The sequence below is a fragment of the Thermomonospora echinospora genome (assembly GCF_900108175.1).
Classification (GTDB): Bacteria; Actinomycetota; Actinomycetes; order Streptosporangiales; family Streptosporangiaceae; genus Thermomonospora; species Thermomonospora echinospora.
Map to the genome: position 1 here is coordinate 174,129 of NZ_FNVO01000007.1, position 18,040 is coordinate 192,168.

The window sequence follows — 18,040 nt, forward strand, 5'->3', positions numbered from 1 at the left end:
GTCGGGGAGGTGCGGTCCTGGTGAGCGATGTGCTGTCGGCCCTGGGCGAGGTCTGCGCGGACGTACGGGAGGGCCTGCCCGAGGAGGGTGTTCTCGGAGTGCTCCCGGCGATGGTCGCCGCACCGCGCACGGTGGCGGAGGCCGCCGAGGTGATGCGGGTCGCCGCCGAGCGGGACCTGGCGGTCGTGCCGCGCGGCAACGAGACCCGGCTCGACTGGGGACGCCCGCCCGCGCGCTGCGACCTGCTCGTCGACACCACCGGGCTGGACCGGGTGATTGAGCACGCCGCCGGCGACCTGGTGGTCAAGGTGGAGGCCGGGCTGACGGTGGACCGGCTGGCCGAGGTGCTGGCCGCCCACGGGCAGCGGCTCGCGCTGGACGTCCCGCTGCCCGGCTCCACGGTCGGCGGCACGCTGGCCGCCGCGGCCGGCGGCCCGTCCCGGCTGCTGTACGGGTCGGCCCGCGACCTGCTGATCGGCGTGACGATGGTCAGGGCGGACGGCCGGATCGCCAAGGCGGGCGGCAAGGTCGTCAAGAACGTCGCCGGCTACGACCTCGGCAAACTACTCACCGGGTCGTTCGGGACGCTCGGGCTGATCGTGGAGGCCGCGTTCCGGCTGCATCCGCTGCCCGAGGCGCGGGCGTACGTCACCGCCGGCTTCGGCGGGGTGCGTGAGGCGTACCAAGCCGTCCAGCAGGTGCTGCACTCCCACCACGTGCCGAGCGCAATCGAGGTCGACACCGTGATCGGCGGCCCAGTGACGGTGGGCGTCCTGGTGGAGGGCGTCCAGCAGGGGGTGGGCGCGCGCGCCGCCGCGGTGGCGGAGCTGCTGGGCCCGGCCGCCGACGTCGCCGACGCGCCGCCGGACTGGTGGGGCGCCTACCCCGGCGGCAGCACGCTGGTCGAGGTCACCGCCCCGCCGACCGCGCTCCCCCGGATCGTGGCCGAGCTGGCGGAGGGCGGCTGCGCGGGGGCAGTGCTGCGCGGGTCGGCGGGCGTGGGCGGATGGCATGTCGGGCTGGAGGCCGGCGAGCCGCCGGCCGTGGCCGGCCCGCTGGCCAGGCTGCGGCGCGTGCTGGCCCCGCTGCCGGGCGGCGCGGTGGTCCGCTACGCCCCCGAGGCCGTCCGCGAGGAGATCGACCTGTGGGGCCCCGTCCCCGCCCTGCCGCTGATGCGGCGGGTCAAGGACCAGTTCGACCCCGGCCACCGGCTTTCACCCGGTCGTTTCGCAGGAGGGATCTGAATGACGTCCCGGGACGAGGAGCTGCGCCCGCTGGTCGACGACTGCGTGCACTGCGGGTTCTGTCTGCCGACCTGCCCCACGTACGTGCTGTGGGGCGAGGAGATGGACTCGCCGCGCGGCCGTATCCACCTCATGGGGCAGCATCTGGAGGGCGAGCCTCTCGGCCTGCCGATGGTCGAGCACTTCGACCGCTGCCTGGGTTGCATGGCGTGCGTGACGGCCTGCCCGTCGGGCGTCCGGTACGACCGGCTGATCGAGCAGACCCGGGCACAGGTGGAGCGGGAGCACTCCCGGCCGGCCGGGGAGCGGGCCGTCCGCGAGCTGATCTTCCGGCTGTTCCCCTACCCGCGCCGGCTGCACGCGTTGCGCGGCCCGCTGCGGCTCTACCAGCGCACCGGCCTGGACCGTCTGGTCGAGCGCACCGGCGTGCTGGAGCGCCTGTCCCCCGCGCTGGCGGCGATGGAACGGCTCGCGCCTCCTCTGGGGCGGGCGCCGCGGCTGCCGGAGCGGGTGGCCGCGCGCGGCGGGCGCCGGGCCACGGTCGGGATGCTCACCGGCTGCGTCCAGCGGGAGTTCTTCCCCGGCGTCAACGCCGCCACCGCGCGGGTACTGGCGATGGAGGGCTGTGACGTGGTCATCCCGCGCGGCCAGGGCTGCTGCGGGGCGCTGTCGGTGCATTCGGGGCGGCAGGAGGAGGGCCTGCGGTTCGCGCGGCGGACCATCGCCGCGTTCGAGTCGGTGGACGTCGTCGTGGTCAACGCGGCGGGCTGCGGCTCGGTCATGAAGGAGTACCGGGAACTGCTGGCCGGCGACCCGGTCTGGGCGGCGCGGGCCGAGGCGTTCAGCCGCAAGACCCGCGACCTCGCCGAGTTCCTGGTCGAGCTGGGGCCGCGCGCCGAGCGCCACCCGGTACCCGTGACGGTGGCCTACCACGACGCCTGCCACCTGTCCCACGCCCAAGGCATCCGGGTCCAGCCCCGGGCGCTGCTGGCCGGGATCCCCGAGCTGACCGTGCGGGAGATCGCCGACCCCGACATCTGCTGCGGCTCGGCCGGGACCTACAACCTGCTGCAGCCCGAGGCGGCGGCACAGCTGGGCGACCGCAAGGCGGCCGGCGTCCGCGACACCGGGGCCGAGCTGCTGGTGGCCGCCAATCCCGGCTGCTCGATGCAGATCGCCACGGCGCTGCGCCGCCGGGGCGAGGAGATCGCCGTGGCGCACACCGCGCAGGTGCTGGACGCCTCGCTGCGGGGGCTGGGCCGCGGGCCGCTGTTCCGCTGAGCGCTACTGACACATGAGCGCTACTGACACATGAGCGCTACTGACACATCGTCCAATGCCGGGGGTGGGCGCACCCGGTCCGTGAGGGTCTGCTGTATTGTGTCTGGCCCTGAGCCGCAACGGTCTTTTCACAACCGTTCGATGAACGTGAAATGACCGTGACCCTTCTGGGAGAAACGGCGGCAGGCCGACACCAGGAACGCGCACAGGCGTCACGGCAAGGCCGGACGCACTCACGGACCCGGGGACGAACCGATGTCGAACAGCCACCGCCCGCACCGCCGCCGTCGCCGTCGCCGGAAGAGCCACGCCGGAAGAATCGGCCTCGCCGGAGCACTCGCCGGGGTCCTCGGAGTCGGCGCCGTCGTGGCAGGCTACGTCGCGCTCAAGCCGGACACCGAGCCGCAGACCTCGTCGAACGCCGCCGTCCAAGACGGCCCCGGGCCGAGCGGCGGTCCGGCCGAGCCGTCCGACGCCCCCAGGACCGGGCCGACGCTGAGCGTCACCACCCCGGAGGGTTACGGGTACGGGCTGGGCGCGGCCAGGACCGGCACCGCCGGAAAGCCGCTGTCACGCAGCACGGCCGCCCCCTCGGGGACCGCCTACGCCTACGCCGAGTACGTGCTGACCAACAACCAGCAGCAGCCCGTCCTGCTGGACTTCCCCGCCGACCTGTTCCTGCCGCTCAAGTACGTGCCCTCGGCCGCGCGCCAGCGGTGCATGCCGCAGCCGGGCGTCCCCAAGGACATGTGCACGCTGCCCAACCACAGCCAGGTCATCGCACGGCTGAACGGCTCGGCCGCCCCGATCGTCCAGGACGGCGACGCGCTGATGCCGCCCGGCGCCTCCTACCTGGTGCGGATCGCCACCGACCTGCCGGTCGACCCCCGCGTCGGCGAGGAAATCCGGCTGTACGTGTGGAACGCGCGCTTCACCAGCGACCGCCGGGGCATCGAGGTCCCGCTGCCCTGATCAGCGGCTCGCCGGCGCGGTGAACCCGATGTCCTCATACGCCAGGTCGTAAAAGCCCCGGGCGCCGAAGTTGGCCAGGTCCCCGCGCACCGCCAGCAGTTGCGGACGCTGGTAGAGCGGCAGCACGGTCGCCTGCCGCCACACCATCCGGTCGGCCTCGTTGACCAGCCGCCGGACCTTGACCGGGTCGAGTTCGGCCACGGCCCGGTCCAGGGCGGCGTCCAGGGCCGGTGAGCCGATCCGCGAGTAGTTCTGCTGGATGCTGCCGCCCCGCGGGGTCGCGAAGACCGCCCGGTTGGAGGAGACCGGGAACGGGGTGCCCAGCCACGAGAACGGGACGATGTCGAAGTTGCCGGGCAGCACGTAGCGGTCGAACAGGTCGTCGGTCGGCACCGGCCGGATGTCGACCCGCACCCCGATCCGCGCCAGCATCGCCTGCACCAACTCGCCCTCCCGCTTGCTGACGTGCTGGGTGGCGGGCACCACGAAGCGCACCGCCAGCGTCCGGCCGTCCTTGACGCGGTACCGCCCGGCCCGCCGCCAGCCCGCCTCCTCCAACAGCCGGTTCGCCCGCGCCGGGTCGTGGCGGCCCAGTTCCCCGGCGTTGTCCCGGTAGCCGGTCTGGGTGTGCATGAAGAAGTGGTTGCCGAGCACCTCGACCGGCCAGTCCATGTCCTTCAGATCGGATTCGGCCAGTGCCCGCCGGTCGATCCCGTTCATGATCGCTTGACGGACCCGTACGTCCGACAGGATCGGGCCGCCGGCGTTGAACGTCAGGTGCCGCCAGTCCGGGCCGGCCGCGCGGCGGATCACCGCGCCCCGCACCCGCAGCGCCCGGCGGTAGGCGCCGGCGTCGCCGCCGGCGTCCAGCACGTCCACCTCGCCGTTGGCGAAGGCGCCGGGCGCGGCGCCGGGGTCCAGCACCCGGAACACGATCCGGTCCAGCCGGGCGGGCCGGCCCCACCAGCGCGGATCCCGGACGATGGTGATCGTCTTGGCGGTCCGGTCGATGGCCTCCACCTTGAACGGGCCGGCGGTGACCGGCAGCCGGTTCAGCCAGCCGCCGTTGAAGACCGCGGGCTGGGCGCCGGTCGCCGCCGGGTAGAGCGGAGTGAACAGCGCCCGCCAGTCGGCGAACGGGCGGGCGAAGGTGACCACCGCCTGCCGGTCGTGGCGGCCCCGCCGCACCGAGGCGATCCGGTCGTAGCCGGTGACCGCGGCGACCTGGTAGCGGCCGTCCCGGCCGCACAGCGCCCGCGCCTGGGCGGCGAAGTCCCGGTAGGTGATGGGGGTGCCGTCCGACCACCGCGCCCGGGGGTCGATGGTGTAGGTGACCACCTGGGCCGGCGCGGTGGTGACCTCGACGTCGGCGAGGTACTCGGGGACCGGGTGCGAGACGCCCTTGGCGTCCGAGCGCATCAGGTACGGCATCACCCCCTGCAGGACCTCGTTGACCACGCCCTTGGAGCCGTTGACATGGTGGAAGTTCCACTGGGTCGGGAACTCGGGCATCGGCCAGCGCAACGTGCCCCCGGCGCGCAGCCGTTCGCGGGGCATCGGGTTGACGTCGTAGGCCGGCAGCGCGGACATGTCGTCGGGCATCCGCTCCCTCCCGGTGTCGACGGCACAGCCCGCCACCAGCAGCAGACCGACCAGCAGACCGGCCGGCCCGGCCACGGCGGGCACGGATCGGGCCCGAAATCTCATGGGGTCATCGCCTCCGGATAGTGGCACGCGGTGAGCTGGTCGTCGCCGACCCGCACCGGCTCGGGATCGACCTGCAGGCAGCGGCGCGCCCGGACCGGATCCAGGGCGGCGTGCCGCGGGCAGCGGGTGCGGAACCGGCAGCCGGCGGGCGGATCGGCGGGGTCGGGCCGGTCGCCGGGCAGCGCCACCGAACGACGGCGCCGCTCGCGCGGGGGGTCGGGCACCGGGACGGCCGACAGCAGCGCCCGGGTGTAGGGGTGCGCGGGCCTGTGGTAGACCTGCGGCACCTCGCCCAGTTCCACGATGCGGCCCAGGTACATCACCGCGACCCGGTCCGCGACGTGCCGGACGACCGCCAGGTCGTGCGCCACCAGCAGGTAGGCCAGGCCGAGCCGCGCCTTCAGGTCCTCCAACAGGTTGAGCACGCCGGCCTGGACCGACACGTCCAGCGCGGAGACCGGCTCGTCCAGCAGCACCAGCCGGGGCTCGGTGGCCAGTGCCCGTGCGATGGCGACCCGCTGCCGCTGCCCGCCCGACAGGTTCCCCGGGTACCGGCCGGCCAGCTCCGCCCCCAGCCCGACCAGCGCCAGCAGCTCGCCGACCCGGCCGGCGGCCGCGCGCCGCCGCGCACCGTGCGCGGTCAGCGGCTCGGCGAGGATGTCGGCGACGCGCATCCGCGGGTCGAGGGAGGCCAGCGGGTCCTGGAAGACCACCTGGACGTCGCGGCGCAGCGCCTTGCGCCGGGCGGCGGTCAGGGTGGCGGTGTCCTGGCCGAGCACGGCGATCCGCCCGGCCTGGGGGGCCCGCAGCCGCAGGATCTCCATCAGCGCGGTCGTCTTGCCGCCGCCGGACTCGCCGACCAGCCCGAGCGTCTCGCCCTCGCGGATGTCGAACTCGATCCCGTCGACCGCGCGCACCGTACCGGTCCGCCGTCGCAGTCGGCCCCCCGTGTACAGCGGATGGTGGCGGGTCAGGCCGCTCACCTCCAGCACCGGCCGCCGCCACCGGCGGTCGGACGGGACGGGCACGGCGGGGGGCGGCGGGACGGGCCGCGGGTAGACGCCCGCCGGGTCGCGGATGTCCCTGACGCAGGCGACGGCACGGCCGTCCGCGCCCACCGGCCGCAGATCCGGCTCGGCCTCCCGACAGCGTGGCTCAGCGACCGGGCAGCGGGGGGCGAACGGGCAGCCGCCCGGCAGCCGCCCCGGGACGGGCGGGTGCCCCTCGATCGGCACCAGCCGCGGCCTGTCCGCCGTGTCCTCGGCCGGGGCGAACGGCGGCCGGCCATCCAGGCGGGGCACCGACTGCAGCAGGCCGATGGTGTACGGCATGCGAGGGCGGGCGTACACCTCGTCGACCGGCCCGGTCTCCACGGCGCGCCCGGCGTACATCACCATCACCCGGTCGGCGAGCCCGGCTGCCACCCCCAGGTCGTGGGTGATCAGGACGATCGCGGCCCCGGTGGCGTCCCTGGCCGCCCGCAGCACCCGCAGCACCCGGGCCTGGACGGTGCCGTCCAGCGCGGTGGTGGGCTCGTCGGCGACGATCACCGCCGGGTCGTTGGCGACGGCCATCGCGATCATGACCCGCTGCCGCATGCCACCGGACAGCTCGTGCGGATAGGCGCGGGCCCGGCGGGCCGGGTCGGGGACGCCCACTAGGTCCAGCAGTTCCACCGCGCGGGCGCGGGCGGCTGTCCGGCCGGCGCCCTGGTGAATCTGGACGGTCTCGGCGATCTGGTCCCCCACCGGGCGGACGGGGGTCAGTGCGGACATCGGGTCCTGGAACACCATGGCGATGTCCCGGCCGCGGACCCGGGCCAGCTCGGCGTCGGTCAGCCCGATCAGCTCCCGGCCGCGCAGCCGCACCGAGCCGGTGGCCCGCGCGCCCGGCGGCAGCAGGCCCGTGAGGGCCAGCGCGGTGGCGGACTTGCCGCAGCCGGACTCGCCGACGATGCCCAGCACCTCGCCGCGGCCGACGGCCAGGCTGATCCCGCGCACGGCCGGCACCGTCCCGTTCCGGAAGGTCACCCGCAGGTCCCGGACCTCCAGCACCGTCACCGGTCGCCGCCCTTCGCGGCGGGGTCCAGGGCGTCGCGCAGCCCGTCGCCCACCAGGTTCACCGCCAGCACGATCAGCACCAGCAGCCCGGCGGCGAACCCGAACAGCCAGGGGAAGGTGGTCGCCGCCCCGGTGCCCTCGGCGATCAGCGTGCCCAGCGAGCTGTCGGGCGGCTGCACCCCGAACCCGAAGTACGACAGCCCGCTCTCGGCGATGATCGCGACGCTGACGTTCAGCGTGCCGTCGATGATCAGCAGCGAGCCCAGATGGGGCAGGATGTGCCGGACCACGATCCGGGCGGGGCCCACCCCCAGGTAGCGGGCGGCCAGCACGAACTCGCGCCGCTTCAGCGAGATCGTCATCTGCCGCACCATCCGCGCGGTGACCATCCACATGAACGCCGCCAGCAGCAGCACCAGCAGCGGCCAGGCGGCGCGGAACGCCGGGCTCAGCACCGCCACCACCAGGAACGCCGGCAGCACCAGCAGCAGGTCGGTCCCCCACATCAGCGCCCGGTCGGCCCAGCCGCCGGCGTAGCCGGCCACGGTCCCCACCAGCGCGGCCAGCCCAGTCGACAGCACCGCCGCGCAGATCCCGATGAGCAGCGACTTCTGCATGCCGCGCAGGGTGAGGGCGTAGACGTCCCGGCCGCTCTGGGTGGTGCCGAACCAGTGCCCGGCCGAGGGGGGCTCGCGCATCGCGGCGAAGTCGGTGTCGGTCCAGTGCCACTTCGCCAGGTGCGGGCCGGCGAAGGCGAGCAGGAACAGCGCGCCCAGCAGCGCCAGGCCCAGCACCGCCCGGCGGTCGGCCAGCACGCGCCGCGCCAGGTCGGCGCCGCGCGAGGGCATCCCGACGGGCGGTTCCCGGAAGGTCGTGGTCACCGGCCCGTCCTGACCCTGGGATCGAGGAGGCCGTGCGCCGCGTCCGCCGCCAGCCCGGCCAGCAGCACCAGCACCGCGGCCAGGAGGTTGACCGCGGCGACGGCGTTGACGTCGCCGCGGTGCACCGAGTCGATCAGCCACCCGCCCATCCCGTGCCAGCCGAAGATCTTCTCCGTGAACATGGCGCCGAGCAGCACGAACCCGAAGGTGTAGGCGAAGTAGGTGGTCACCGGGGCCAGGGCGGTGCGCAGGCCGTGCCGCAGCAGCGCGCGGCGCCGGGTCAGCCCCCGGGCCATCGCGGTCCGCACGTAGTCGGCGCCCAGCACGTCCAGCATCAGGTGCCGCTGGTAGCGACTGACGACGGCGACCTGGGTCAGCACGATCGCCAGGGTCGGCAGCACCAGATGCTGCAGCCGGCCGCCCAGCCGGGCCAGCGGCCCCGCGCCGTGGCCCGGCGTGTACTCCCCGACCCACTCGAAGATCCGCACGCCGGTGGCCTGGTTGACCCGTTCGGCGCCCAGCTGGAGCAGCACGGCCAGCACGAAGACCGGCGTGGACAGCACCACGAACGAGCCGACGGTGATCAGCCGGTCGCTCGGCCGGTACTGCCGGACGGCCGCGTACGCGCCGGCCAGCACGCCGAGCACGCCGCCGAGCACGGTGCCCACCAGCAGCAGCCGGACGCTGACGAGGGCGCGCCGCAGCAGCTCCGGGGCCACCGGATCGCCGTTCAGCGTCCGGCCGAGGTCGCCGTGCAGCACTCCGCTCGCCCAGGTGGCGTAGCGGCGCGCCAGGGGCGTCTTGTCGTTGAGGTTGAGCGCGGTCAGCTGGGCGTCGACGACGGCGGCCGGCGGCCGGGGGCTGCGCTCGGCGAACTCGGCGCGCGGCCGTAGCGTCGCCGCCGCGAGCAGATAGGCGAGGCTGGCGGCGAGCACGACGAGCACCCCGTAGTTGAGCAGCCTGCGGACCAGGAACCCCGCCATGTCACCCCCCTCGCGAACACGGCAGCACAGCATGCTACTGAGTGATCACGCATCGCGCAGGGAAATGGCGCACGCGGCGCAGCGGATCCGTTACGCACGGCCTATCCCGGCGCGGCGGGCATGACGGCGGTGGGCATGACGAAGGTGGGCATGACGAAGGCGGCCCGGCCGCGGGGTGAGCCGCGGGCGGGCCGCCTGGGGTCGTGCCTGTCAGGTTCCCGGAGTCACCGGGTGCCGGTCCGGTGCCTTACTGGGCGCCGGGCCAGGGCGGCTGGTACCCGGGAGCGCCCGGCTGCGGGGGCGGGGCCATCGGCGAGCCGGTGTGCGGACCGCCCGGGTAGGCGGGCTGGCCCGGCGGAGGGCCGACCGGCGGGGCCGGCTGCTGCGCGCCGAACGGGTCGCCCGGGTTGCCGACCATGCCGGGGCCCGGGGGGAACCCGGTGCCCGGGCCGGCGCCCGGACCGCGCCGCGAGCGGCGCTTGACCAGCATGATCACCAGGACCACGGCGCCCGCCACGGCCACCACCGCGACGCCGATCAGCAGCCAGGTCACCAGCGGGGGCGGGGTCTCGTCCTTGCCCGCGTTGATGGCCGCCTGCGAGTCGCTGATGTACTTGCCGACGTACGGGTGACCGGGGTTGAGGGCCTGCACCGCGCGGAACTCGGGCAGCGCCCGCTTGTAGTACCGCTTGAAGTAGTCGTCCAGCGCCTTGTTGTAGGACAGGGTGGTGCCGGAGGTCACCGGCTTGACGTTCTTCTCGTTCAGCTTCTCCTTGACCACGCTGACCGGCAGCACCAGCTGCTGGTTCTGCGCGGACTGGCCCCCGGCGTCGTTCAGTCCCGCGATCAGGATCCCCACGACCTTGCCGGAGTCGCTGAACACCGGGCCACCGGAGTTGCCGCCGTAGGCCGGCGCCTGGGTCTGGTAGTAGGGCACCCCGCCCTGCGTGCTGCGCTGTGCGTTGTAGGGGCCCTGGGTGAAGGTCGGCTGCAGCCGGCTCTCCAGGCTCAGCGAGCCGTTGTTGGTGACGGTGCCGGGGAAGCCGTCGATGTAGAAGGTGTCGCCGACCTGCACGTCGTCATCGGCGCCCAGCTCCAGCGTGGGCAGGTTCTGCTGTCCGTTGACCTTGAGGACGGCCACGTCCTTGCCCGGGTAGCTCTCGCCGACGGTGACGATCTCGACCGGCAGCTCCTTGGCGGTCTTGTCCACGCCACCGCCCTGGACGCTCTGCAGCACCGCGGTGGACTGGCTGATCTCACCGATCTTCAGGTGCTTGGCGTTGAACTCGACGACGATCTCGGTCGCCTTCTCGATGTTGGCGTCACTGGCCTGGCCCTCCTGGGCGATGGCCTGGATCAGCTCGGTCACGTCCTGCTTGTTGATCTGGTCGAGCGCCTGCTTGGCGAACGTCTTGCCGAGCTCCTCGGTGTCCGGCTTGACGCAGTGCGCCCCGGTCACCATGTAGCCGTCCGGCGTCACCCACCAGCCCGTGCAGGTGCCGGTGACCTTGGCCTCCACCACGCGGTCGGGTGCGACCGGCCGCAGGAAGCGGTCCACGTCGGCGGCCCACTGCTCCAGGATGTACTTGTAGAGGCTCTGCTCGTCCTGCGGGATCTCTCCCCGGACCACCTTGCCGACGGTCTCCTTGACGAGCTTCTGGACCTCCTCGTCGTTGGCCGCCATGGTCGGCACCGCCAGCTTCGCCGAGTAGTTGGTGGCCAGCAGCTGGACGGCTGGGTGCGACTTGGCCGCGAGCCGGGTGGCCAGCGGCACCTCCTTCTCCTCCGCCCACGCTGTGCCGGGCACGGCTAGCACTGCCAGCCCCACCGCGACCAGCGCACTGATCAGCCTGCGCATCTTCCGCCGCTCCCCTTACCTGTCGTCCAGCCGGCCCGCCTTGTCGGGCACCGGCTCGGCCAGTGTGGGGAGCCCGCTGTCCCGCCGTCATGAGACGGCCGCCCCGATCTATGCAGGACAGTGACCGGGACGTTCTACGATGCCTGCAGACATTTCCGGGAGGATGCGCACATAGTGACGACTGGGCGGGATCGCCGGGCGGTCCGCGCGGCACTCCTGCTCACGCTGGCCGCCGCGGCGCTGGTCGCCGTTTCGCTGGGCCTGGGACTGGACGTGCCGGCCGACCGGCGGATGGTGTGGTGGCATCCGGAGATCGTGATCGCGCTGACCTGGACGCCGGTGGCGGCGCTGCTGCTGCGGCACCGTCCCGGGCTGCGGGTCGGCTGGCTGATGCTGGTGGCCGGGTTCAGTGCCGCGGTGTACGTGCTGTCCCTCAACCTGGGCCCCTGGCTGGAGTTGCGCCACTGGCCGGGGGCGGGGTTCTTCGTCTGGCTGGGCTACTGGCTGTGGGCGATCGACACGTTCGGGCTGACCCTGGTGCTGCCGCTGATCTTCCCGGACGGGCGGCTGGTGTCCCGGTGGTTCCGTCCCGTGCTGGCGGCGGCGTTCGCGGTGCCGCTCATCGTGTGCGTGCACCTGACCGTCGACCCGGACGCGCGCCGCTTCCACAACGGGGTCTCGGTCTACCCGTTCCAGGAGATCCCCCTGGCGATCAGCGTCGTCATCCTCGGGACGCTGCTGGCGAGCCTGGTGTCGGTGGCCATCCGGTTCCTGCGCTCGCCCGCCGACGTGCGCCGTCAGATCGCCTGGGTGATCTACCCCGGGGTGCTCGCGCAGACCATCATCTACGTGGGCGAGACCACCCCCATCGGCGATCCGCTGCGCAACATCACCATCGCCACCGTGCCGATCTGCATCGCGATCGCCATCACCCGCTACCGGCTGTACGACATCGACCTGGTGATCAGCCGGACCCTGGTCTATGCCGGGCTGGTGGTGGTGATCACCGGCGTGTACTTCGCCCTGGTCGGCGCGGCCAGCCTGTTCTTCGCCGAGCGCGGGCCGCTGGTCGGGCTGGTGGGCGCCATCGCCGCCGGCGCGGTGTTCGAGCCGGTGCGGCGGCGGCTGCAGCGCACCGTGGACCGGCTGCTGCACGGCGAGCGCGACCCGTACCGGATCGCCGACCGGCTCAACCAGCGGCTGCAGACCGCCTCCGACCCGGCCGCCGCGCTGGCGGTGGCCGCCGCGGCGGTGCGCGAGGCGCTGCGCGCCACCGGCGTGCTGGTGGAGGTCACCGGCCACCAGGGCCGGGCGGCGATGGCCGAGGCCGGTGACCTGGGCGAGGACCCGGAGGCGATCCCGCTGATCTGGCACGGCCGGCCGGTGGGCCGGCTGCTGTTCTCCACCCTCGAGGTCCCCGACCGCCGGATCGCCTCGGTCATGGCCCGCAACCTGGCCGAACTGGCCAACGCGGTACGGCTGACCGCCGACGTGCAGCGGTCCCGTGAGCGCATCCTGGCAACCCGCGAGGAGGAGCGGCGGCGGCTGCGCCGCGACCTGCACGACGGGCTCGGGCCCACGCTGGCCAGCCTGGCGATGACGGTGGACGCCGCCCGCATCACCCTGCACCGCGACCCGGCCGCGGTGGACCCGCTGCTGGAGAACCTGCGCACCACCATGAGCCAGACCATCGGCGACATCCGCGAACTGGTGTACGGGCTGCGTCCGCCCGCACTGGACGACCTGGGCCTGGCCGGCGCCGTCCGGGCGCTGGCCGACGGCGCCGCCGATCCGTCCGGCGGGCGGGAGGGCCTGCGGGTCCAGGTCCAGGTCGAGGGAGACCTGGAGAACCTGCCGGCCGCCGTCGAGGTCGCCGCCTACCGGATCGTCCAGGAGGCGCTGACCAACGTACGGCGGCACTCGGGGGCCAAAGCGGCGCTGGTGAGACTGGATCGCTCCAACGAGCTACAGGTCAGCGTCGCCGACGACGGGCGGGGCCTGCCGGCGAGCACGCGGGCCGGTGTGGGGCTGTCCTCGATGCGGGAGCGGGCCGCCGAGCTGGGCGGTTCCTGCTCCATCGGGCCGGGGGCCGACGGCGGGACGCTGGTCCAGGCCCGGCTGCCGATCAACGGCACGCCCGTCGCGGCGGAGCGGGAGCACCAAAACGGCGAACGCCATGGCACAATGCGCGGCGAAAGCACGAGGGGCCGGTGACCGCCCCCCGCCATGAAGGTTGTCACCGGCCCCCCTCACCGCACGGACATCGGGGCTCCCATCCCTGTCCGCGCGGCTCCCACAGGGTGTGCACGGTCAAAGTTAGGCGCCCGGGGGTCCCGGTGCCGAGGGACCGCCGTCCCGTCCTTTTCAGGACGGATCCCGGGCGTCATCTGGGCGTTCCAGTCCCGGAACCGCCGGGTCGTCCGCCCAGGGCACGCCGCCGGGAACGGCCGGTTCCTGGGCCGGCCGGCCTGTCGCCGCCCCGCCCGTCGCCGGCATGCGGGACGGGCGCGGTCAGCGCAGCCAGTCGTCCCTGAGCTCGCCCTCGGCGACCAGGACGGCGGGACCGCTCAGGTGGCTGGTGCGCCCGTCCAAAGTCACGGTGACACGGCCACCGGGAACGTCAATGAGCCACCGGCCGGGGGGCATGTCCGGGCCCGCCGCGGCAACGGCCGTGGCCACCGAGCCGGTGCCACAGGAACGGGTCTCCCCCGAGCCCCGCTCGTACACCCGCATCTCGACATGGTGCTCCCCGACGGTCCGAAACAGCTCGACGTTGACGCCCTCGGGGAAGACCGCCGCGTCCACGTCCGGCGCACGGGTCAGGTCCAGGTCCCGGACGGGGCGGTCGACGGGGCAGGCCAGATGCGGGTTGCCCATCGAGACCCGCAGGCCCGTGTACTCGCCGTCCGCCAGGCGCGCCCGGCCCTCGCCCTGCACGACCGGCGGACCCATGTCCACGCTGACGTCCCCGGACGGACCCAGCGTCACCCGCTTGAGCCCCCCGCGCGTGGCCACGTCCCACTCCCCGGGCGCCGCCAGGCCCGCGTCCACCAGGTAGCGGGCGAACACCCGTACCCCGTTGCCGCACATCTCCGCGATGCTGCCGTCGGCGTTGCGGTAGTCCATGAACCACTCGGCCTCACCGGCGAACTCCTCGGCGGCGGGGTCGCCTGCGGCCTTGGCCCGCACCACCCGCAGCACGCCGTCGGCGCCGATCCCGGCCCGGCGGTCGCACAGGGCCGCTACGGTGGCCGGGCTCAGGTCGAGGGAGCCGTCGGGGTCCGGCAGGATCACGAAGTCGTTCTCGGTGCCGTGCCCCTTGAGGAAACGCATGCGCCGATCCTATGCGCCCACCAGGGCAAGGGCGCGGTCCACCAGGTCGGGGGCGTCATACGGAAGCCAGTGCACCCGCGGGTCACGGCGAAACCACGACTCCTGGCGCCGGGCGAAGCGGCGGGTGGCCCTGATCGTCTCCTGCCTGGCCTGTTCCTCGGTCCACTCCCCCGCCAGGAACCGCAGCACCTGGGCGTAGCCGAGGGCCCGCCCGGCGGTCAGGCCGTCCCGCAGGCCCACCCGCTCCAGTGCCCGTACCTCCTCGACGAGACCGGCCTGCCACATCCGCTCGACCCGCACCGCGATCCGCTCGTCCAGCTCCGGGCGCGGCACGGTCAGCCCAACCTGCAAGACCGCGCCGTAGCGGTAGCGGTGCTCGGGCAAGGTGGCGGTGAACGGGCGGCCGGAGATCTCGATGACCTCCAGCGCCCGTACGATGCGCCGCCCGTTGCTGGGCAGGATCGCCGCCGCCGCCCGCGGGTCGCGCTCGCGCAGCCGCTCGTGCAGCGCACCGGGGCCGACCGCCGCCAGCTCCTTCTCCAGGCGGGCGCGCACGGACGGGTCGGTGCCGGGGAACTCCATCTCGTCCAGCGCCGCCCGCACGTACAGCCCCGAGCCGCCGACCAGGATCGGCGTGCGGCCCCTCGCCCGGATCTCCTCGACCAGCCGGGCGCAGCGCCACTGATACTCGGCCACGCTGGCGGTCTCGGTCACCTCCCACAGGTCCAGCAGATGGTGCGGGACGCCGCGCATCTCCCGGGCGGTCAGCTTGGCGGTGCCGACGTCCATGCCGCGGTACAGCTGCATGGAGTCGGCGTTGACCGCCTCGCCGTCCAGCCGCAGGGCCAGCTCCACCGCCAGGTCGGACTTGCCGGCCGCCGTCGGCCCCACCACGGCGATCACATCCCATGAGGTCACAGGCATAACTGTGCCATCTGCGGGGGTATGGGTCGGGTGTTCGGGCGCCGCACGGGCGTGCCCGGCACCGACGACCACGATCTCGGGGGGGATCACATGTCGATCGTCAGCAAGGTCAAACAGATGCTCGGCCAGCACCCCGACCGGGCCAGGGAGGGGGTCCGCAAGGCCGGCGACGAGTTCGACGAGCGCACCGGCGGCAAGTACTCCGACCAGGTCGCCCAGGGCCGGCAACGGGCCGAGGAGTACATCGAGCGCGAGGGCGGGCAGCCCCGGCCGGGCGGGCAGCCCCCGCAGTCACCGGGTGTCTAGGCCCGCAGCCAATCGGCCACCAGGTAGCCGACGCCGTAGGGCGCCTCGTCCGCCAGCAGCTCGGCCCTGAAGGCCCCTTCGCCGGCCGCTCCGGCGAGCACCTGCCACGCCGCCCGCCCGGCCACCTGAAGCTTCCCGGACAGCCCGGGGTCCAGGGCCGCCAGCGCGGCGGCGTCGGCACGGCCGAGGGCGCGCGCCACCCCGGCGTCGTACGGCGCGGCCCGCTCGTCGAGATAGCCGGGCGCCTTCTGCGACCGGCAGGCGCTCCCGTCCCCCATCACCAGCAGCCCCACCCGCCGGCCGGCACCGGCCAGCTCCACGCCGAGCCGGGCGCACTCGCCTGGGGACGCGCCGGACGCCACGGCCTGGTAGCGGACCCGGCCCGAGTCCAGTCCCTCGCCGCCGAGGCGGTGCAGCAGCCAGGCGCCGATCGTCAGCGACAGCGGCAGGCACGGCCCGCCGGGCGCCCCGCCGACCTGCAGGTCCAATCCATAGGGCCGCAGGTCGCCCCGGGCATCGGGACCAAAGGCCCGCGTCGTGTCCGCCCCGCCGACGACGACGATCGGGTCGGGATCGGCCGAGCGCAGCCGCCGCAGCGCCGCGGCGCAGGCGGCGCGCAGCCCGTCGAGTTCGGGCGCCGCCTCGCCCATCAGCTCCGGGACCAGCATCGGCGGATGCGGGCACACCGCTGCCGCGATCAGCATCCGGACCCGTTCAGGAGTGCGCCGAGCAGCCGGCGGACGGCGCCGACGCGGGGCGCCCGATGGACGGCATGCCCAGCGGGACCCCCTTGGGCTGCGCCTGCCGCGCCTGCCAGGCGTCCCCCGCGCGAGTGCGGCGGACCGCCTTGACCGGCCCGTCGGCGACCAAGTGGTGCGGGGCCGCGTAGGTGACCTCGACCGTCACCATGTCGCCGGGCCGCACCTCCTGCTCGGGCCGGCGGAAGTGGACCAGGCGGTTGTCGCGGGCGCGGCCGGACAGCCGCTGCGTGGCGTCGTCCTTGCGCCCCTCGCCCTCGGCGACCAGCACCTCCAGGACGCGGCCGAGCTGCCTGCGGTTCTCCGCCCAGGAGATCTCCTCCTGGAGGGCGACCAGCCGCTCATAGCGCTCCTGCACGACCTCCTTGGGCACCTGGCCGTCCATGGTGGCGGCCGGCGTGCCGGGGCGCTTGGAGTACTGGAAGGTGAACGCCCCCGAGAAGCGGGCCTCGCGCACCACGTGCAAGGTCTGCTCGAAGTCCTCGTCGCTCTCACCGGGGAAGCCCACGATGATGTCGGTGGTGATGGCGGCGTCCGGCATCGCGGCGCGTACCCGCTCAATGATGCCCAGGTAGCGCTCCTGCCGGTAGGAGCGGCGCATCGCCTTCAGCACCGCGTCCGAGCCCGACTGCAGCGGCATGTGCAGCGACGGCATCACATTGGGCGTCTCGGCCATCGCGGCGATCACGTCGTCGGTGAAGTCGCGCGGGTGCGGGGAGGTGAAGCGGACCCGCTCCAGCCCCTCGACGTCCCCGCAGGCCCGCAGCAGCTTGGCGAACGCCTGCCGGTCGCCGAACTCGCTGCCGTAGGCGTTGACGTTCTGCCCGAGCAGCGTCACCTCCAGCACGCCCTCGGCCACCAGCGCCTCGACCTCGGCCAGGATCTCGCCGGGCCGGCGGTCGCGCTCCTTGCCGCGCAGCGCCGGGACGATGCAGAAGGTGCAGGTGTTGTTGCAACCGACCGAGATCGACACCCAGGCGGCGTACGGGGACTCGCGGCGGGTGGGCAGCGTGGAGGGGAAGGTCTCCAGCGTCTCCCTGATCTCCACCTGGGCCTCCCGCTGGACGCGGGCGCGTTCCAGCAGCACCGGCAGCGAGCCGATGTTGTGGGTGCCGAACACCACGTCCACCCAGGGGGCCCGGCGCACGATGGTGTCGCGGTCCTTCTGCGCCAGGCAGCCGCCGACGGCGATCTGCATGCCGGGATGGCCGTCCTTGACCGGCCGCAGATGGCCCAGGTTGCCGTACAGGCGGTTGTCGGCGTTCTCGCGGACGGCACAGGTGTTGAACACCACGACGTCGGGCTCGTCGGCCTCGCCGGCGGCCGTGTAGCCGGCCGCCTCCAGCAGCCCGGCCAGCCGCTCGGAGTCGTGCACGTTCATCTGGCAGCCGTACGTGCGGATCTGGTAGGTCCGCGGTGCCGTGTGGGAGATGGTGGGCGCGCTCATGACAGGCACCAGCGTACGCGCCGCGGACCCCTGCCCCACACGTTCGGGTAAGCTGCCCCGCGTGCGGTGCGAGACCCAAGCTCCGTACGCGCGCTGCTCGAGAACCAAGACAGTGCACCCAGAGCCTTGCTCTACCGAACCGGGCAGGTTCCGTCCCGGCTGGTGTTGAGGGAGTAAGACCTTGCTGGTCGCTGACCTGCGAGGCTTCCTGAGCCAGGAATCCCCCTGCGTTGGCCGGGGGGAGGGTTCAAGTACGAATCTGTGATCCTATCGGTATCGCTCGGCG

At 73.8% G+C, this 18,040-nt stretch carries 14 protein-coding genes; 5 read left to right on the forward strand and 9 right to left on the reverse strand.

Annotation, left to right across the window (positions count from 1 at the left end):
- Window positions 1-20: 20 nt before the first annotated feature.
- From C4U03_RS18320 to C4U03_RS18330, 3 genes are all read left to right on the forward strand, one after another.
- On the forward strand, window positions 21-1,244 hold the full coding sequence (locus C4U03_RS18320) for an FAD-binding oxidoreductase (protein WP_235017948.1): 1,224 nt from the start codon (window positions 21-23) through the stop codon (window positions 1,242-1,244).
- Window positions 1,245-2,525, forward strand: coding sequence for a (Fe-S)-binding protein (locus C4U03_RS18325; RefSeq protein WP_103939009.1), 1,281 nt, complete (start codon window positions 1,245-1,247; stop codon window positions 2,523-2,525).
- A gap of 366 nt (window positions 2,526-2,891) precedes the next feature.
- Entirely contained in the window at window positions 2,892-3,497 is a 606-nt protein-coding gene (locus tag C4U03_RS18330; protein ID WP_103939010.1) for a hypothetical protein, read from the forward strand.
- On the opposite strand, the gene C4U03_RS18335 is transcribed toward C4U03_RS18330, so the two are convergent.
- The 5 genes from C4U03_RS18335 to C4U03_RS18355 all read right to left on the reverse strand — a co-directional run bounded on the left by C4U03_RS18335 (window position 3,498) and on the right by C4U03_RS18355 (window position 10,986).
- Window positions 3,498-5,204 (reverse strand): ABC transporter family substrate-binding protein, encoded by a 1,707-nt coding sequence (locus tag C4U03_RS18335; RefSeq protein WP_103939011.1) that lies wholly within the window; start codon window positions 5,202-5,204, stop codon window positions 3,498-3,500. It lies immediately after the preceding gene.
- Window positions 5,201-7,264, reverse strand: a complete 2,064-nt coding sequence (locus tag C4U03_RS18340) for a dipeptide ABC transporter ATP-binding protein (protein ID WP_103939012.1) — start codon at window positions 7,262-7,264, stop codon at window positions 5,201-5,203. The genes C4U03_RS18335 and C4U03_RS18340 overlap by 4 nt, the downstream gene beginning before the upstream one ends.
- On the reverse strand, window positions 7,261-8,112 hold the full coding sequence (locus C4U03_RS18345) for an ABC transporter permease (protein ID WP_103939156.1): 852 nt from the start codon (window positions 8,110-8,112) through the stop codon (window positions 7,261-7,263). Before C4U03_RS18345 ends, C4U03_RS18340 begins: the two co-directional genes overlap by 4 nt.
- A 29-nt stretch (window positions 8,113-8,141) precedes the next feature.
- A complete protein-coding gene (locus C4U03_RS18350) occupies window positions 8,142-9,128 on the reverse strand; it encodes an ABC transporter permease (protein WP_103939013.1) in 987 nt (328 codons plus the stop codon).
- A 247-nt stretch (window positions 9,129-9,375) separates the two neighbouring features.
- Complete coding sequence (locus C4U03_RS18355) at window positions 9,376-10,986, reverse strand: S1 family peptidase (RefSeq protein WP_103939014.1); 1,611 nt, start codon at window positions 10,984-10,986, stop codon at window positions 9,376-9,378.
- Between the two features lie 174 nt (window positions 10,987-11,160).
- Between C4U03_RS18355 and C4U03_RS18360 the strand changes: the two genes are divergently transcribed.
- A complete protein-coding gene (locus C4U03_RS18360; RefSeq protein WP_103939015.1) occupies window positions 11,161-13,200 on the forward strand; it encodes a sensor histidine kinase in 2,040 nt (679 codons plus the stop codon).
- A gap of 297 nt (window positions 13,201-13,497) precedes the next feature.
- On the opposite strand, the gene dapF is transcribed toward C4U03_RS18360, so the two are convergent.
- Both dapF and miaA read right to left on the reverse strand, forming a co-directional pair.
- Window positions 13,498-14,319, reverse strand: a complete 822-nt coding sequence (dapF, locus tag C4U03_RS18365; RefSeq protein WP_103939016.1) for a diaminopimelate epimerase — start codon at window positions 14,317-14,319, stop codon at window positions 13,498-13,500.
- Between the two features lie 9 nt (window positions 14,320-14,328).
- Window positions 14,329-15,243 carry a tRNA (adenosine(37)-N6)-dimethylallyltransferase MiaA gene (gene miaA / locus C4U03_RS18370; RefSeq protein ID WP_103939017.1) on the reverse strand — a complete coding sequence of 305 codons (915 nt, stop codon included), beginning with the start codon at window positions 15,241-15,243 and terminating at the stop codon, window positions 14,329-14,331.
- A gap of 90 nt (window positions 15,244-15,333) precedes the next feature.
- Here miaA and C4U03_RS18375 point away from each other — a divergent pair, with 90 nt between their 5' ends.
- Window positions 15,334-15,549 (forward strand): antitoxin, encoded by a 216-nt coding sequence (locus tag C4U03_RS18375; protein WP_103939157.1) that lies wholly within the window; start codon window positions 15,334-15,336, stop codon window positions 15,547-15,549.
- Here C4U03_RS18375 and C4U03_RS18380 read toward each other — a convergent pair.
- Together C4U03_RS18380 and miaB are read right to left on the reverse strand one after the other, a co-directional pair.
- On the reverse strand, window positions 15,546-16,253 hold the full coding sequence (locus C4U03_RS18380; protein WP_103939018.1) for a class III extradiol ring-cleavage dioxygenase family protein: 708 nt from the start codon (window positions 16,251-16,253) through the stop codon (window positions 15,546-15,548). The two genes, C4U03_RS18375 and C4U03_RS18380, sit on opposite strands and share 4 nt — an antisense overlap.
- Before the next feature lie 10 nt (window positions 16,254-16,263).
- The gene (miaB, locus tag C4U03_RS18385) at window positions 16,264-17,754 is read right to left on the reverse strand and encodes a tRNA (N6-isopentenyl adenosine(37)-C2)-methylthiotransferase MiaB (RefSeq protein ID WP_103939019.1); all 1,491 of its coding nucleotides are present in this window, start codon (window positions 17,752-17,754) and stop codon (window positions 16,264-16,266) included.
- Window positions 17,755-18,040: the final 286 nt, after the last annotated feature.

Coding starts and splice junctions, on each gene's coding strand:
- C4U03_RS18325 (WP_103939009.1), top strand. CDS start 1,245: ATGACGTCCCGGGACGAGGAGCTGCGCCCGCTGGTCGACGACTGCGTG.
- C4U03_RS18335 (WP_103939011.1), bottom strand. CDS start 5,204: ATGAGATTTCGGGCCCGATCCGTGCCCGCCGTGGCCGGGCCGGCCGGT.
- C4U03_RS18345 (WP_103939156.1), bottom strand. CDS start 8,112: ATGCCCTCGCGCGGCGCCGACCTGGCGCGGCGCGTGCTGGCCGACCGC.
- C4U03_RS18350 (WP_103939013.1), bottom strand. CDS start 9,128: ATGGCGGGGTTCCTGGTCCGCAGGCTGCTCAACTACGGGGTGCTCGTC.
- C4U03_RS18355 (WP_103939014.1), bottom strand. CDS start 10,986: ATGCGCAGGCTGATCAGTGCGCTGGTCGCGGTGGGGCTGGCAGTGCTA.
- dapF (WP_103939016.1), bottom strand. CDS start 14,319: ATGCGTTTCCTCAAGGGGCACGGCACCGAGAACGACTTCGTGATCCTG.
- miaA (WP_103939017.1), bottom strand. CDS start 15,243: ATGCCTGTGACCTCATGGGATGTGATCGCCGTGGTGGGGCCGACGGCG.
- C4U03_RS18375 (WP_103939157.1), top strand. CDS start 15,334: ATGTCGATCGTCAGCAAGGTCAAACAGATGCTCGGCCAGCACCCCGAC.
- C4U03_RS18380 (WP_103939018.1), bottom strand. CDS start 16,253: ATGCTGATCGCGGCAGCGGTGTGCCCGCATCCGCCGATGCTGGTCCCG.
- miaB (WP_103939019.1), bottom strand. CDS start 17,754: ATGAGCGCGCCCACCATCTCCCACACGGCACCGCGGACCTACCAGATC.